The sequence below is a fragment of the Ensifer sp. Root142 genome (assembly GCF_001426785.1).
Lineage (GTDB): Bacteria > Pseudomonadota > Alphaproteobacteria > Rhizobiales > Rhizobiaceae > Ensifer > Ensifer canadensis.
This window is the reverse complement of record NZ_LMFK01000047.1, coordinates 158,821-174,114: the sequence shown is the minus strand read 5'-3', so window position 1 is coordinate 174,114 and position 15,294 is coordinate 158,821. Positions and strand designations below refer to the sequence as shown.

The 15,294-nt window shown below is 61.5% G+C and carries 12 protein-coding genes and 1 pseudogene; 2 read left to right on the top strand and 11 right to left on the bottom strand.

Annotated features, from left to right (window positions below; all coding sequences use genetic code 11):
- Window positions 1-140: 140 nt before the first annotated feature.
- Together ASD52_RS40505 and ASD52_RS40500 are read right to left on the bottom strand one after the other, a co-directional pair.
- Complete coding sequence (locus ASD52_RS40505; protein ID WP_244497544.1) at window positions 141-506, bottom strand: AraC family transcriptional regulator; 366 nt, start codon at window positions 504-506, stop codon at window positions 141-143.
- 74 nt (window positions 507-580) lie between these two features.
- Window positions 581-1,036 (bottom strand): annotated as a pseudogene (locus tag ASD52_RS40500) (AraC family ligand binding domain-containing protein); the annotation flags it as partial.
- Here ASD52_RS40500 and ASD52_RS32960 point away from each other — a divergent pair.
- Entirely contained in the window at window positions 1,035-1,442 is a 408-nt protein-coding gene (locus ASD52_RS32960) for a DUF2000 family protein (RefSeq protein WP_057211443.1), read from the top strand. The pseudogene ASD52_RS40500 and the gene ASD52_RS32960 overlap by 2 nt on opposite strands.
- A gap of 3 nt (window positions 1,443-1,445) precedes the next feature.
- On the opposite strand, the gene ASD52_RS32955 is transcribed toward ASD52_RS32960, so the two are convergent.
- From ASD52_RS32955 to ASD52_RS32940, 4 genes are all read right to left on the bottom strand, one after another.
- Window positions 1,446-2,492 carry an adenylate/guanylate cyclase domain-containing protein gene (locus ASD52_RS32955; RefSeq protein ID WP_025426502.1) on the bottom strand — a complete coding sequence of 349 codons (1,047 nt, stop codon included), beginning with the start codon at window positions 2,490-2,492 and terminating at the stop codon, window positions 1,446-1,448.
- 172 nt (window positions 2,493-2,664) lie between these two features.
- Window positions 2,665-3,816 carry a ribonuclease D gene (gene rnd, locus ASD52_RS32950; protein WP_038575996.1) on the bottom strand — a complete coding sequence of 384 codons (1,152 nt, stop codon included), beginning with the start codon at window positions 3,814-3,816 and terminating at the stop codon, window positions 2,665-2,667.
- A 78-nt stretch (window positions 3,817-3,894) separates the two neighbouring features.
- Window positions 3,895-5,295, bottom strand: coding sequence for a multicopper oxidase family protein (locus tag ASD52_RS32945; RefSeq protein WP_025426503.1), 1,401 nt, complete (start codon window positions 5,293-5,295; stop codon window positions 3,895-3,897).
- A 103-nt stretch (window positions 5,296-5,398) separates the two neighbouring features.
- Complete coding sequence (locus ASD52_RS32940) at window positions 5,399-6,637, bottom strand: MFS transporter (protein ID WP_057226524.1); 1,239 nt, start codon at window positions 6,635-6,637, stop codon at window positions 5,399-5,401.
- Window positions 6,638-6,953: 316 nt separating this feature from the next.
- Between ASD52_RS32940 and aspS the strand changes: the two genes are divergently transcribed.
- Complete coding sequence (gene aspS, locus ASD52_RS32935; RefSeq protein WP_057212547.1) at window positions 6,954-8,741, top strand: aspartate--tRNA ligase; 1,788 nt, start codon at window positions 6,954-6,956, stop codon at window positions 8,739-8,741.
- A gap of 186 nt (window positions 8,742-8,927) precedes the next feature.
- Here aspS and groL read toward each other — a convergent pair whose 3' ends face one another.
- From groL to ASD52_RS32910, 5 genes are all read right to left on the bottom strand, one after another.
- Window positions 8,928-10,556 carry a chaperonin GroEL gene (gene groL, locus ASD52_RS32930; RefSeq protein WP_057211442.1) on the bottom strand — a complete coding sequence of 543 codons (1,629 nt, stop codon included), beginning with the start codon at window positions 10,554-10,556 and terminating at the stop codon, window positions 8,928-8,930.
- Between the two features lie 115 nt (window positions 10,557-10,671).
- On the bottom strand, window positions 10,672-10,890 hold the full coding sequence (locus ASD52_RS32925) for a hypothetical protein (RefSeq protein ID WP_025426507.1): 219 nt from the start codon (window positions 10,888-10,890) through the stop codon (window positions 10,672-10,674).
- Between the two features lie 171 nt (window positions 10,891-11,061).
- On the bottom strand, window positions 11,062-12,069 hold the full coding sequence (locus tag ASD52_RS32920; RefSeq protein WP_025426508.1) for a hypothetical protein: 1,008 nt from the start codon (window positions 12,067-12,069) through the stop codon (window positions 11,062-11,064).
- Entirely contained in the window at window positions 12,059-13,489 is a 1,431-nt protein-coding gene (locus ASD52_RS32915) for a cytochrome P450 (protein ID WP_025426509.1), read from the bottom strand. The genes ASD52_RS32920 and ASD52_RS32915 overlap by 11 nt, the downstream gene beginning before the upstream one ends.
- A 526-nt stretch (window positions 13,490-14,015) precedes the next feature.
- Window positions 14,016-15,209 (bottom strand): hypothetical protein, encoded by a 1,194-nt coding sequence (locus ASD52_RS32910; RefSeq protein WP_057211441.1) that lies wholly within the window; start codon window positions 15,207-15,209, stop codon window positions 14,016-14,018.
- Between the last annotated feature and the right edge of the window lie 85 nt (window positions 15,210-15,294).

Genomic DNA, 15,294 nt, shown 5'->3' with positions numbered 1-15,294 from the left:
GATGCTTGGCTTACAGGCTGGTGAAGCTTTGATGACAGACGAAAGGCGCTGCGCCCGAGGGGAGAAACTCGCCGAGTTCGAATTGTTGCGCGTGACCGGACACTGGTTCCGGGCCGCAACGACCCAGCGGCGCCGGTGCTTCAGCCGGCGAGCGCCAGGCTCGCCCAGCGCCCGGGCGTTACACCGTAGGCACGTTTGAAATGGCGGGTGAAATGGGCCTGGTCGGCAAAGCCGGTTTCGAGCGCGGCACCTGCCAGGCTGTGACCGGCGGCAATCATCCGGCGCGCCTGCTCCAGCCGCCGCATCAGAAGGTAGCGGTGCGGGCTGGTGCCGAGAACCTTGCGGAACTGGCGGGCGAGGGTGAAGCGATCAAGGCCGCTGACGGCCTCGAGTTCCTGCGAGTCGACCGGGCGATCGAGGTTGGCTTTGAGATAGTCCGTCGCCTCGAAACCGCCCGCTTGGCCGACCTGCCGGCAGCCTTGCTTGTCGTGCCGGCATGGCGGCACAAGCCTTCTGCAATGCGTGTAAGAATGTCGTCGAGCGCGAGTTCGTCAATACCGCCGTCGAGATCCATGACGGCCTCGCCGATCGCCTGGCGCAGGGCCACGTCACCAACAACCGGGGCGGCTATGATGGGCAAGGCGCCGCCACTGTCGCCAAGCGCCGCGATCAATCGCTCCGGCTGCAGATACATCATCCTGTAGCGAAGCGTCGCTTCCGTGCCCGCGCCGCCATCGTGCAGTTCGTCGGGGTGAATGATGATGATGCTTCCAGGCGTGCTGTAGCGGCTCTCGCCACGATACTGGAAGGTCTGGATGCCGCCAAGCGTCACGCCAAGCGCATAGGTGTCGTGGCGATGCGGCTCGAAGACCTTGCCGTGCAGCCGGGCCTCGATGCGCTCTATGCCGTCCACCGGTGCCGCGACGCGGATGCCATCGCCCGGCGATCCGCACAATCGTTCAAGATTGATCGCTGCGTCCTCGGTTAAGGCCTCCTTGGGCACGCCCTGATGTCCTGAAATGGAGATACCCGTCATGTTCGACACCAAGTTTGCGATCGTTTTGCGCGACGATCTGGCCACCTGGCAGAAGCTGAACGTCACCGCGTTTCTGGCAACCGGCATCGCCGGGCAGAAACCGGCGATTATCGGCGAACCCTATCGCGACGGCGCCGGCCACATCTACAACGCTCTGAGCGTTCAGCCGATCATCGTGTTATCGGCAGATGGTGCGACGCTTGGCAATATTCAACGCCGTGCGATCGAAAGGGAAATACAAACCTCTGTTTATGTCGATGCGATGTTTTCGACCGGCCACGACAGTGCCAACCGCGCGGTCTTCGCCGAAACGCGACCCGACGGCGCGAAGGTCGCCGGCATCGCCATTCATGCCGACAAGAAGCTGGTCGACAAGATCACCAAGGGTGCAAAACTGCACGGTTGACGGCTAATTGACAGCCACTGGCGGTGCAGGCGTGCCCCCGGCCCGAAGCGCCAGGACGCCGAGCTTCTGCCCGCGTCCCTTCACGGCGTGCTCGCCAAGATCTTCCACGCGGACATAGTGCGGCAGCCGCATCTTGCGGGCGAGGTCGGTGGAAATCAGCACCTGATGGTTCAGTGACTTGCACAGGCCTTCGAGGCGAGCGGTGGTGTTCACCGTGTCGCCGAAATAGGTGATCTTGTGTTTGTCGACGCCAATTTCCGCGGCGACGATGGTGCCGCCATGAAGCGCTGCCCGTAGGCGCGGAACCTCGCCGAACTCCTTGCGCCAACGGTGGGCGCCGGCTTCGATCTCTTCGAGAATGTCGAAAACGCAGTGCACGCAGGCGGCGTTTTTGACAGCACGGTCGAAGGGCCAGGTAATCACGGCCGCGTCGCCGACATAGTCGTCGATCGCGCCGCGATAGCGCAGTACGGGGTCGGCAAGTGTTGCAAACAGCTTGCTGAGATATTCCTGCATCCTGAGATCGCCGTATCGCTCGGCATAGGCGGTGGAGCCGGCAAGATCGATGAAGAGGAAGACGCGCTCCTCCTGCATCGGCTTGCGATAGCGCCCGGTCAAAAGGCTCAGAAACACGTCACGGCCCAACAGTTCGCGCACGCGAAGCGCGAAAACGATCGAGCCCGAGACCGCCAGGGCGAACAGAAGCGCCGTGCTTGAGGGGACGACCGCGTCCTTCCAATCCGCGTCTATTTGCCCGCTCATCTGCATCAGGAAGCCGGCGACGCCGTAGCCCAGCTCGATAAACACCAGATAGACGGCGATCGAAGCGAGGAAGAAAGCGGGCGTCGAATAGGAATGGATCTTGCGGTTGAGACGCCGGAGAATGATGCGCCGTTCAAAGGCGAGGATCGGGACGCAGACGCACAATGCGTACGTGGCGCCGATCAATCCGCCGCCACCGTCGAAGGCGATCGTCGCATAGATGGCGCCGGCGCTACTGACGATCAACAGCAGCAAAATTCCCTCGAACATGGAGAAACGCCAGCGCATGCGGAAGAGCCTCGAACCCGGACAACGAAGAAAAAACGCGTCGGACACCCTGGTTGTCGCGTCACGCGTCAGCGCTCTGATGTCTGCTCGACGCGATTGCGAATCAGTCCCGCTGCAGGGCCTTGGCTAGAGCCGGATTCGGGCGGAAAGTTGTTGTCCGCCCGTCCGTTTTTCAGTCACCGATTTCCATCGCTTCGATCTTCTTGTCGACGAAGCGCAGAGCCACTTCACCATTGATCAATTTCAGTGCCGTATCGCCGAACAGCTCGCGCCGCCACCCCTTGAGCGCGCCGACATCGGCGTTCTCGCCCTCGGCGGCGATCTTGTCGAGATCCTCGCTGTTGGCGATGATCTTGGCAGCCACGCCCTGCTTCTCGGCGATCAGCTTCAACAGCACCTTCAGCATTTCGGTGGCGGCGGCTGCGCCTTCAGGTGTATGGCTCTGCCGCGGCAGCCGTGGCAGGTCGGTCTTGGGGATGGCGAGCGCTTCGTTGACCGCCTCGATCAGCGCAGCCCCGGCGCTCGATCGTTCCCAGCCCTTCGGAATGGTTCGCAGCCGCGCCAGCGCCTCGGTGTCCTTCGGCTGCTGCTGCGCGACTTCATAGATCGCATCGTCCTTGATGATACGCCCGCGCGGAACGTTGCGGTTGCGTGCCTCGCGTTCACGCCAGGCTGCGACCTTCTGCAGCACGGCAAGCTCGATCGGCTTCTTGACGCGCATTTTCAGGCGCTGCCAGGCATCGTCCGGGTGCAGGTCGTAGGTATCGCGGGCTTCGAGGATCGCCATTTCCTCGGAAAGCCATAGCGAGCGGCTTTCGCGCTCGAGCTGCGCATTCAGGTACTGATAGATGTCGCGCAGATGCGTGACATCGGCCAGCGCGTAATCGAGCTGTTTCTCGGTCAGCGGCCGCCGGCTCCAATCGGTGAAGCGCGAGGACTTGTCGATCTGCTCGCCCTTGATGCGGTTGACGAGCTGGTCATAGGAGACGCTGTCGCCGAAGCCGCAGACCATGGCCGCAACCTGGGTGTCGAAGATCGGATGCGGAATCAGATTGCCGAGATGGAAAATGATCTCGATATCCTGGCGCGCGGCATGGAAGACCTTGATCACGTCGGGGTTGGCCATCAACGCGAAGAACGGCGTGAGATCGATGCCCTTGGCCATCGGGTCGACGATGACGGCCATATCCGGGTTTGCCATCTGGATCAGGCAAAGCTCTGGCCAGAAGGTGGTCTCACGCAGGAATTCCGTGTCTATCGTAATATAACTTGAGCGGGCCAGCTGCTGGCAGGCGGCCTCTAGATCTGCGGTTGTTTCAATCATCGGATTTAAATCACTGTGGCAAAAATGCGGCTAGGTTTTTCGTGTAGCCCTTCATGCCATCCGTCACAATCGAAAATCTCAAACCACCTTGAAATAACCGGTCATGCCGGTCTTCTGGTGCTCGATGATGTGGCAATGGAACACCCAATCGCCAAGATTGTCGGCGACGAGCGCGATTTCCGCCTGTTCGTCGGGCAAAAGCAGGATGGTGTCCGTCGGTGGTGGCAGGAAGGTCCGCTTGTTCGAATTGAGAATTCGGAAGCTCATGCCATGCAGGTGGATCGGATGGGCATGCGGCGTCCGATTGGCGATCTGCAGGACATAGCTCTTGCCGAGCTTCATCTCCTCGATCGGCGCGATCGGATCGGGCGTGTCGCCCGGCCACGGTACCTTGTTGATTGCCCAGAAGGTGTAGCCGAGCGAGCCGCAGATCGACGGCGTCGCCTTGTGTTCTGCCGTGGCCGTCAGATCGATCGGAACGCGAGTGGCAACCGACAGGTCCGCCTCGGCGATCGGATTGGCGGGAAGGGCAGCCACATCGCGGATATCGCGCTTCAAGGATTGGCCCGTTGCGCGGAAATTGGCGATCGTCCAGGGATGCGAGCCACGCAGATTGCCGAGCTTCACCGTCGCACCTTCGTTGTCGGGCATCCTGACGACGAGGTCGATGCGCTGGCCCGGGCCGACGTCGTAGCGGTCGAGCGGGAAGGGCTTGTCGACCGGATTTGCATCTAGCGCGACGACCATGGCCTCCGCCCCCTCCAGGCCGACCGTATATATCCGCGTGACATCCGTCGCCGCGATACGGACCCGCACGAGGCCGCCGGCCGGCGCGTCGTAGCTCGGCTCCTGCTGCCAGTTTGCGGTGCGAACCGTGCCGTAGGTGCCGCCGCGCGCAGCGTCCCTCGGTTTGAACGGGTCGATGAAAACGCCGCCTTTGCCGAGCCGCCAGTCGCGCAGGTTCAAGACGATCTCGGCGTCGAATACTGGATCATCCGGGTTCTCGACGACGATGACGCCGGTCAGCCCGCTTCCCATCTGCGTCAGCGTATTGCAGTGGGGGTGATACCAGAAGGTGCCGGCATCCGGCGGCGTGAAGATGTAGTCGAAGGGATCGCCCGGATAGACATAGGGCTGGGTCATCTCGGGCACGCCGTCCATGGCATTGGGTATGCGAAGTCCGTGCCAGTGGACAGTCGTCGGTTCGTCGAGCTTGTTGATCAGTCTTGCGGCATAGGGCTCGCCCATGCGCATCCGCAAGACAGGCGGCATGCCGTTAGTGGTCGCATCGCCCAGCCCGTAGGTCATCACCTTGGGTGTCACGCCATCTGAGGCGATCTGTGCCTGCGTCAGCTGTGCCGTCAGGACCTGCGGATCCGGTGCCGCACCGGCGCGTGCCGCCATGCCGGCTCCGAATGCGAAGGCGCCTCCCAAAGCGGCAGAGCCCTGGAGGAACGTACGGCGGCTGATCAGGGACATTTTGGCAATCTCGGCAACTGGATAGGACGACTGCTCGGTTTTTAAACCTGATCGCCGCAATCAGCAATTCTTTGCCGCAGGCACATCTTGCCGCAGGTTGGTATCAGTCGTCTTTGCGGGCGTGGTTGCCGCCGGCGAGCTTGTTGAAGAACGATGAGGTCCGCAGCAGGTTGCGGAAAGGCATGACGCGCGCTTCCGCGGGAACGCCGCTGCGCGCTGTCATGCGCCTGACCGTGTAGAGCATGAAGAGGAAGAGGATCGCGGCGGTATAGATGAACAGCGCCTGCGGACCGAAAATTTCGAGCAGGAAAGAGGCAAACAGCGGGCCGATGATGGCGCCGAGCGACCAGAAGAACAGCATGCCCGCCGATACCAGCGCATGCTGACCTTCCGCCGCATGGTCGTTGGCATGGGCCGAACAGAGCGAATAGAGCGGCATGGCGAAGGCGCCGAAGAGGAAGATACCGGCGAAATTGAGCCACTCATCATTGCCGGCGCCAAACGCAAGGAAAAGTCCGGCGAGCAATGATCCGAGGGTGGCGATCAGGATGATCAGGCGCCGATCGATCTGGTCCGAGTAATGGCCGAGCGGATATTGCAGCACCACGCCGCCGATGATGCCGGCGCTCATGAAAGTGGCGATTGCCGTCACCGAGAGGCCGATCCCCTGCGCGTAGATGGGGCCTAGCGAGCGGAAGGCGGCGTTGGTGAGGCCGACGACGATGCAGCCGACGGTCGCGAGCGGCGAGATGTTCCAGAGCGCCTTGACGTCGAAGCGGTTCGCTTCCGGCGCCACCGGGCTCGACCGGTCGGCAAAGGAAATCGGCACGAGCGACAAAGTCAATGCCATCGAGATGATCGCGAAGAGTTCGAAGCCGCCGATACCGACGCCGGGAATGATATATTGGGCCGCGGTGACCGAGCCGAGATCGACCAGACGATAGACGGAAAGCGTGCGCGCGCGGTTAGTATTGGTGACGCTGGCATTCAGCCAGCTTTCGACGGTCGCAAAAAGACAGGCGAAAGCGATACCGGCGACGAGCCGCATCAGGAACCACATGAACGGATTGATGATCAGCACCATGGCGATCGCCGCCGCCGACGCGATCGCTGCCATCGCCGAGAACGTGCGGATATGGCCGATCGAGCGCAGGATGCGCGTGACATAGACGCAGCCGAGCGCGAAGCCGATGTTGTAGCCGGCGCCGATGACACCGATCAGCGAGGTCGAAAAGCCTTCTTCCAGCGCCCGCAGCGAAATGAAGGTGCCTTGTAGTCCGTTGCCACCGATGAGGATGCCTGCGGTGACGAGAAGCGGAATGAGCGGACGAATTTGCGACATGGGGCAGGCGACTTCCGAATGGTGCTCGCGAGTCGGATAAGGCGGACCCATTATGTGTAGCGGCGCATTCCCGTGGCGCACAGTCGCGAATTGTGACGATATCCGTTCTTTTCGCGCCGTTTGGGCGAATGCACTTGTCTCAAGCCCATGAATAGGGTCGAACTTGTCCCGGTTGAGCGGCGCTTCCCTCGGGGAGCGCGGAGGTCTCGGCTTGACAAAGCCGGCGCATCATGCGCTTTTCCGCCCGATTTTGATCATGTTGCCGCGCGCCGTTCCGGCGAGCCTGCGCGGCGCTTTGCAATTCCGGGATAACACCATGCACCGCTACCGCAGCCACACCTGTGCCGCCCTCCGCAAGTCGGATGTCGGCTCCACCGTTCGCCTTTCCGGCTGGGTCCACCGCGTCCGCGACCATGGCGGCCTGCTCTTCATCGACCTGCGCGATCATTACGGCATCACCCAGGTCGTCGCCGATCCCGATAGCCCTGCCTTCAAGGCCGCCGAGACCGTCCGCGGCGAATGGGTTGTCCGTATTGATGGCCTCGTCAAGGCCCGTATGGACGACACCGTCAACAAGGGCATGCCAACAGGTGAAATCGAGCTCTACGCCCAGGAGATCGAGGTTCTCTCGGCCGCCAAGGAACTGCCGCTGCCGGTGTTCGGCGAGCCGGACTATCCGGAAGACGTGCGCCTGAAGTACCGCTTCCTCGACCTGCGCCGCGACACGCTGCACAAGAACATCGTCAAGCGCACCCAGATCATCTCGTCGATGCGCCGCCACATGGGCGACGTCGGCTTCACCGAATACACGACCCCGATCCTGACGGCGTCGTCGCCGGAAGGCGCACGCGACTTCCTCGTGCCGTCGCGCATCCATCCCGGCAGCTTCTACGCGCTGCCGCAGGCGCCGCAGCAGTACAAGCAGCTGCTGATGGTCGCCGGTTTCGACCGCTACTTCCAGATCGCGCCGTGCTTCCGCGATGAAGACCCGCGCGCCGACCGCCTGCCGGGCGAATTCTACCAGCTCGACCTCGAAATGAGCTTCGTCGAGCAGGAAGACGTCTGGACGACGATGGAGCCGGTGATCCGCGACATCTTCGTCGAGTTTGCCGACGGCAAGCCGGTGACGGAAAAGTTCCCGCGCATTCCTTACGACACGGCGATCCGCAAATACGGTTCCGACAAGCCGGACCTGCGCAACCCGATCGAGATGCAGGCCGTTACCGAGCACTTTGCCGGTTCAGGCTTCAAGGTCTTCGCCAACATGATCGCCTCGAACCCGAAGGTCGAAGTCTGGGCCATCCCGGCCAAGACCGGTGGTTCGCGCGCGTTTTGCGACCGCATGAACGCCTGGGCCCAGAGCCAGGGCCAGCCGGGTCTCGGCTACATCTTCTGGCGCAAGGAAGGCGAGAAGCTCGAAGGCGCCGGTCCGCTTGCCAAGAACATCGGCGAGGAGCGCACCGATGCGATCCGCACCCAACTCGGCCTCGATGATGGCGATGCCTGCTTCTTCGTCGCCGGCGACCCGTCGAAATTCTACAAGTTTGCAGGCGAAGCCCGCACGCGGGCAGGCGAGGAACTGAACCTCGTAGACCGTGACCGCTTTGAATTCTGCTGGATCGTCGACTTTCCGTTCTACGAATGGCTGGAAGACGAAAAGAAGATCGACTTCGCCCACAACCCCTTCTCGATGCCGCAGGGTGGCCTCGAGGCGCTGAACAGCGAAGATCCGCTGTCGCTCAAGGCCTACCAGTACGACATGGTCTGCAACGGCTTCGAGATCGCGTCCGGCTCGATCCGTAACCAGCTGCCGGAAGTCATGGTCAAGGCGTTCGAGCTGACCGGCAAGTCGCAGCAGGAAGTGGAAGAGCAGTTCGGTGGTCTCTACCGAGCGTTCCAGTACGGCGCGCCTCCGCATGGTGGCATGGCCTTCGGCATCGACCGCGTCGTCATGCTGCTGGTCGGCGCCAAGAACCTGCGCGAGATCTCGATCTTCCCGATGAACCAGCAGGCTGTCGATCTGCTGATGGGCGCGCCGTCCGAGGCGACATCAGCCCAACTGCGCGAACTGGCGCTTCGCCCGATCCCGCAGAAGAAGGACTAAGGTCCGAAGCGATCAAAGAAGCAACGGACCCGGCAGCGCTCGCTGCCGGGTTTTTTCATTTCGGCAATCCAAGGGCTTACGGCTGGGCATAGAGCGCGTCGCGAACGCCCCGGGTGAACTCGGTGCCGTCCGATTCCTCGGTCTGACCCACGCCAACTCGCAGCCGATGGCGCTAGCCCGTTGATCCTAGAAATCCATTCCGGGTCCGCCCGGCAGTTGCGCGGCGCCATCCTTTTTCGGCTTTTCGGCGATCATCGCCTCGGTTGTGACCAGGAGCCCGGCGACTGACGCTGCGTCCTGCAGAGCGGCGCGCACGACCTTGGCCGGATCGATGACGCCCATTTTGAACAGATCGCCGTATTCGCCGGTCTGAGCATTCCAGCCGTAAGCGAAATCGGTTTTCTCACGCAGCTTGCCGACGATGATAGAGCCTTCGGCGCCGGCATTCTCGGCAATCTGGCGCACGGGCGTCTCGATTGCACGCCTGACGATCTCGACGCCGACGCGCTGTTCCGCATTGGCAGTCTTGATATTGTCGAGCGCGTTGACGACCCGAAGCAGGGCGACGCCGCCGCCCGGCAAGATGCCTTCCTCGACGGCCGCGCGCGTCGCATGCAGCGCGTCATCGACACGGTCCTTCTTTTCCTTCACTTCGACCTCGGTCGAGCCGCCGACGCGGATCACGGCAACACCGCCCGAGAGCTTAGCAAGCCGTTCCTGCAGCTTCTCCCGGTCGTAGTCGGAGGTACTCTCCTCGATCTGCGCCTTGAGCTGGCTGATGCGGCCACCGATGTCGGCCTTGGTGCCGGCGCCATCGACGATGGTGGTGTTTTCCTTCTCGATCATCACGCGTTTGGCGCGGCCGAGCGTTTCCAGCGTGACATTCTCAAGCTTGATGCCGACGTCGTCGGAAACCACCGTCCCGCCCGTCAGCACCGCGATATCCTCAAGGATCGCCTTGCGCCGGTCGCCGAAACCCGGTGCCTTGACGGCGGCGATCTTGAGCCCGCCACGCAGCTTGTTGACGACCAGCGTCGCCAATGCCTCGCCTTCGACGTCTTCGGCGATAATGAGCAGCGGGCGGCTCGCCTGGATGACCGATTCGAGGATCGGGATCATCGCCTGCAGGTTGGAGAGCTTCTTTTCGTGGATGAGGATGTAGGGATCTTCGAACTCGACCCGCATCTTCTCCTGGTCGGTGATGAAGTAGGGCGAAAGGTAGCCCCGGTCGAATTGCATGCCCTCTACGACTTCGAGTTCGATCTCGGCGGTCTTGGCTTCCTCAACGGTGATCACGCCTTCGTTGCCGACTTTGGCCATCGCCTCGGCGAGATATCGGCCGATCTCCGTATCGCCGTTGGCGGAGATGGTGCCGACCTGGGCGATCTCCTCATTATTGGCGATCTTGCGGGCGCGGACCTTAAGTTCGGCGACGATGGCGTCGACGGCGAGATCTATGCCGCGCTTGAGGTCCATGGGGTTCATGCCGGAGGCAATCGCCTTGACGCCTTCTTTCACGATCGCCTGCGCGAGCACGGTTGCCGTCGTTGTCCCATCGCCGGCAACATCGCTGGTGCGTGACGCCACCATGCGCAGCATTTGCGCGCCCATGTTCTCGAACTTGTCTTCGAGCTCGATCTCCTTGGCGACGGACACGCCGTCCTTGGTGATGCGCGGGGCGCCAAAGGACTTTTCGATGACGACATTTCGTCCCTTTGGCCCGAGCGTCACTTTCACGGCATTGGCAAGAATATCGACACCGCGCAGCATGCGATCGCGGGCATCGCTACTGAACTTGACTTCCTTGGCTGTCATAGTCGGCCTCCCTCAACACGAAACTCGCAGTCACGTGGCCAGCCATCACGAGATGGCTCCTGACGTCTTGGTCATTACATCTGCCTCGTCGGGCGTCTCCTCAGCGCCCCAAAGTTCATTCCTCGCCGTCATCCGGCGTCAGGATGTCGATCAAAGCCGCAACGCGCCCGGCCGGCAGATGTCGTCCTTCGCCGATCAGCGCTTCGTCGTTGTTGACCCAGGCGATCGCTTCGGCGAGTTCGGCCGCACTGGCCCCGGTAGCCAGCAGCTCTGCCATCAGCGTTTCGTCGACCGGGCCAAGAATGGCGGTGATATCCGCGTGTTTCAGTCCCATGGCGTTCTCCTTCCGTGTGATCGGTCAGGAATGCGGGATGGAGTCTTGTCTTCAGACAGATGTAGATAGGCGACTGCTCGCGGGCATCAAGCAGATACGATCATAACATGGAACGCACGCGCGCGAAAAAGCCCGGCGGAAGTCGCTATACTTGCCATGGCCCGGTTCGGGTCACTCCGGTCGGAGCGAATTGTCGAGAAAGTACCACTGGTCGAGATTTGCCCGGATAACCGGCTCGATGGCGTTGTTCAGCATCAGGATATCGTCAAGCTGGCGTGCCCCGGGGCGCTCTTCGGGCGGGAGCCGGATAGGCGCCAGCGCGCGGCATTCGAAGCGGAAACCCTCGGTGCGCAGATTGTACCACGGGCAAATGGTGGCGCCGGTCATGCGTGCCAGACGAATGGCAATGGCAAAGTTTCCTTCGAGATGCGGCTTGCGGTCGAAGAATGGTCCGCGAATGAAGCCGCCAAAACCTTCGTCGCAGAACGTGCTGACGACGCCGCCATTCTTCAGGATCTTGATCGCCGGCCGAATGCCCTCAGCGCCCGGCGGCAGGAACCGCAAGCCCGCCTTGCTGCGGACGCGCTCGGCGATCCAGGCTTTGGCGCGGCCCTTGGGCGGGAGGTAGAAGGCATGGGGGTGGACATTGATGCTCTGCAGTACAGTCGGACCAACTTCCCAGTTGCCAAGATGCATACCGACGATGATGACCGGGCCGGCCTTGGCCGCTTCGCCGATAATGTCGAGGCCGTGCAATGTCAGGCGGTCACGGTTGTTTTGCAACCGGTTCACGACGGAGAATTCGGTCATCAGCCGACCCTGTGCCCGGCAGTTCTCGCGAAAGAGCGCCGCCTGCTCGGCCTCGTTGAGATCGGGTCGCAGTGCGCGGATCGTTTCTTGCGCACGCCGTGATGCCACCTTGTGGAAACGCGGCACGGCAAACAGACCAAGGGCTGCACCAAGGTTGGAGCAGGCGTCCATCGGCAGGAGTTTCATCCCGAAATGCCCGGAGAGGTGCGCGAGGTTCCAGAGATTGTCCGTCACCCAATAGCGCCAGAAGGCGCGGAAGCCTTCGCGGCCGGAAAGGGCATCCACAAAGGAGGGCCGCCCTTCGCTGGCGAATGTCCACGCCTTTCGCTTGGCGATTCTTTCGGCCTGGCTCGGCTCTTCAGTGGTCATGGGATGCTTTCTGCCGTCGATGAAGGGTCACCGGAAGCCCGCCCTTTGGCCGCAGCGTCAGGCGGCAGATGGGCTCGACCTTGTGGCCGTCGACGACGGTCACCCGGAACTGCTGTGCAATGATCGCCAGGCACAGGATTGCTTCGGTCAGGCCGAAATGCAAGCCCGGGCACACGCGTGGTCCGCTTGCAAACGGAATGTAACTATAGGGCGTCGGGCGACGTCCGCCCATGAAGCGGTCCGGGCGGAAATGGTGCGGGTCCTCAAACAGGCTTTCCGTTCGGTGGAGAAGCCACGGGACGATCAGAACGAGCGATCCGCGTTCAGCGGCGATATCGCCGATCATTTCGGCTTGGCGCGTTTGGCGCGCGAGAATGGGGACGGGCGGATAGAGGCGAAGGGTCTCTTCAATGATGGCCTTGCACCATTCGAGTTGCGGTACGTCGTCGATCGTCGGAACGCGATCGCCGCAGACACGGCCAATCTCTTCATGGAGCGCCTTTTCCACCCATTTGGCGCGAGACAGCAGATACCAGGCCCAGGTCAGCGTGGCGGCTGTCGTTTCATGGCCCGCCATGAAGATGGTCGCCGCTTCGTTGCGCAGGGCAACCAGGTCGAGTTTCAACTCCGGGTTTCGTTGTTGTCGACGGATCAGCAGCTCAACCATCGAATTGTGATCGCCGCGACCTTCCAGGTGATCCTCGACCACCTTGTCGATGATCTGATGGATACGCTTGACCGAGCGGCGAAGCGTCGGCGTTCGCAAGATCGGTAGCCCGTCGTCGAAACCGAGGAAGTAGCCGAGGTTGATCGAATCGACCAGCGATTGGTAGCTCGTGAAGCTGTCGGTGACCGCCGCAGCACTGTCGTCGCCGAGCTGGTTTCCAAAAACGCTGCGGGCAATGATTTCGGCGGTCAGTCCGGCCATTTCGTGCAGGGCGTTGACTTGCGTGCCGTCCGGCATCCCGTTCCAGCGCTCGACCAATTCGGTGGTCGTGCGCTCCATCACCGGACCGAAGGCCGGCACTCTTTTGGCATGCACGATGTCGGCGACCAGGGGACGCCGCTGTTTCCAGGTTTCGCCGTCCGAGATGAAGAGGCCGTCGCCCAAAAGGAACTCGAGCGCCCGGCGCATCTGCGGGCTCTTGCGCTCGAAGTTCTCATGACGCTTGACGACGACCTGACGGATGAGGTCGGGCGAGTTGACCAGAATGACCTGCCGGCCGATCAGCCGGATCTGGGAAACCTTCTCGGTAAAGTCGTTGTTTCGCCAGATGGATAGGAAATCTGTTCTCGCCTGAAGCAGAAGTCTGAGGGGCTTGCCTGGTGGGCCTGCATAATATTCGGCGCGCGCAGGCTCAAATTTTTCTTCCGACAGCTCTTCCCTGAACTTTACCGGTTGATGGAACCACCCAGCCATTGACGTCCGATCTGTCGAAAAAAGAGAGATGATTACTTCTGCGTTCGGCGTTCAGTTCAGCTGGTTGTTCGCAAGAAAACGGCTCTCCAAACAGGAAATCCGCCGCTTGTATTCTTAGCTGTTCTTCCTTGGATCGAAGTCGTCAGCGTGGATTTGTTTGGCTGTCGGTATCGGTATGCGGTCGAAAAAGTCGCGCAGAAAGAGGTGTCAGGCAAAGCGCCATTCAGGTCTTACGCTTGCAAGTCATGCTGAAAAAAGATGCAGTCGCCCGCGAGAGGCGCGCCAGTAATAGTGGCTGCGCGGACATGGGGAAGCAAGGCAGGCGAAATAAAACGGCGCGCGGAAATGCGGGTTTTCAACCGAAAAGCGCGGGGCAACAGCTATTCCAGTACGCGCCGGCCGGCTTGATCGTCCGTTTAACCGGCAGCGCCGGCACCGGGCGCCGATGCTAAAACGCCGGCGACTTCGATGACAACAGTGTCTTGCGAAGTCGCCGGCGGCGATTGTCAGACTATGACTTTAGCGATCAATCGTTCGCCGTCACCTTGACGCCCAGCACCGAAGGGATGGTGTTCGGCGCGCCCATTGCCGCACCCATGATCATGGGGAACGGCACCGGCTTTTCCGGTGCGGCGCTGATCGTCAGGCTCTTCGGGCCGTCGAGATAGGTGTTGACCGCGGACGATACCTGATTCTGCAGTTCCGGCACGTTGAGCTGCGCCATCATCAATGGAACGAGGCCCTTCAGCGATTGGGCCAGCTGATCGCCGGTAACGCCCTGCTGCGAACCCGCATAGTCGAGCGCCTTCTTGGTGATGGAGGCGTCGTCGAAGCGGACCTCGGCGCTGTTGAAGGTCAACTGCTGCATCAGCCCCATCATAGCAAGGCCCATGGCCTGATTGGCCTCTTCCTTGTTCGGGTTGGCTTCTGCGGTCTTCATGGCTTCCTGGAGCGACTTCATGAAGGCAAGCGTGTAGCCCGAGATGTCGACGGCGAGGTTCAGCCGCCCGACATTCTTGAAGTCGAAGGCATATTCTTCCAGCGCGACGTTGCCGCTTTCGATTTCCCAGCTGCCCTTCATGGTCACGGCGCCATCAAGCTTGGTCAGGCCGAGCTTCTCGATGGCGTCCTTGGTCTTGGGGTCTTCGACTTCGGAAAGGTCGGCCTTGAGGCCGGCAGCCGTTGCGTCGAAGTCAAAGCCGGCATCGTTTTCCTGGCGGGCGAGGTTTGCTTCGCTGCTTTCGAGCGAGAAAACTTCCTTGCCTTTGGCGCTGACCGTGATCGGGCCGGTGCTGGCGCTCTCGTAGAGCAGGATATCGTTGATCGTGCCGCCGGCCGGGTTGGCGGGGATCGACAGACCCGAAACGAGAATATCCTTGACGGCGAAGCTGCCCGCGTCCTGCGTGACATTGACGTCGGGGAAGGAGACGGTCTCGGCATAGTAGCCGCCGCCTTCGGTTTCTTCGACGCCTTCAAAAGTGATGTCGCCGATCTTCAGCGCGTCGCCGGGCTGGCCCGCGAGTTTGACCTGGACGCCCGAGGCCGTGACGGTGTCGCCGCTGACTTCGGCCTTGTCGAAGGTGAGCGTGGTGCCGTTCGAGTTCGTCGCCGCATCGAGCTTCTTCATCATGTCCGCACCATCAAGCGCGAAGGCCGGGCCGGTCAGGGTCAGGAGTGCGGCGCTGGCCATCATCAGGCGGATCTTGCGCGTATGCATCATTGTGGAGTTCCTTCGTGAAAATATTTGATTGTTTAGCTGTGTTGAAGAAGCGGTGTCGCTAATCTGGTTCATATCGGCAAGCTGC

What these genes read in the sequence shown, in the direction of transcription:
- ASD52_RS32945 (WP_025426503.1), bottom strand. Translation starts at nt 5,295, where the DNA reads ATGTCCCTGATCAGCCGCCGTACGTTCCTCCAGGGCTCTGCCGCTTTG.
- rnd (WP_038575996.1), bottom strand. Translation starts at nt 3,816, where the DNA reads ATGATTGAAACAACCGCAGATCTAGAGGCCGCCTGCCAGCAGCTGGCC.
- ASD52_RS32915 (WP_025426509.1), bottom strand. Translation starts at nt 13,489, where the DNA reads ATGGCTGGGTGGTTCCATCAACCGGTAAAGTTCAGGGAAGAGCTGTCG.
- ASD52_RS32960 (WP_057211443.1), top strand. Translation starts at nt 1,035, where the DNA reads ATGTTCGACACCAAGTTTGCGATCGTTTTGCGCGACGATCTGGCCACC.
- ASD52_RS32940 (WP_057226524.1), bottom strand. Translation starts at nt 6,637, where the DNA reads ATGTCGCAAATTCGTCCGCTCATTCCGCTTCTCGTCACCGCAGGCATC.
- aspS (WP_057212547.1), top strand. Translation starts at nt 6,954, where the DNA reads ATGCACCGCTACCGCAGCCACACCTGTGCCGCCCTCCGCAAGTCGGAT.
- ASD52_RS32925 (WP_025426507.1), bottom strand. Translation starts at nt 10,890, where the DNA reads ATGGGACTGAAACACGCGGATATCACCGCCATTCTTGGCCCGGTCGAC.
- ASD52_RS32955 (WP_025426502.1), bottom strand. Translation starts at nt 2,492, where the DNA reads ATGCGCTGGCGTTTCTCCATGTTCGAGGGAATTTTGCTGCTGTTGATC.
- ASD52_RS32920 (WP_025426508.1), bottom strand. Translation starts at nt 12,069, where the DNA reads ATGACCACTGAAGAGCCGAGCCAGGCCGAAAGAATCGCCAAGCGAAAG.
- ASD52_RS32910 (WP_057211441.1), bottom strand. Translation starts at nt 15,209, where the DNA reads ATGATGCATACGCGCAAGATCCGCCTGATGATGGCCAGCGCCGCACTC.
- groL (WP_057211442.1), bottom strand. Translation starts at nt 10,556, where the DNA reads ATGACAGCCAAGGAAGTCAAGTTCAGTAGCGATGCCCGCGATCGCATG.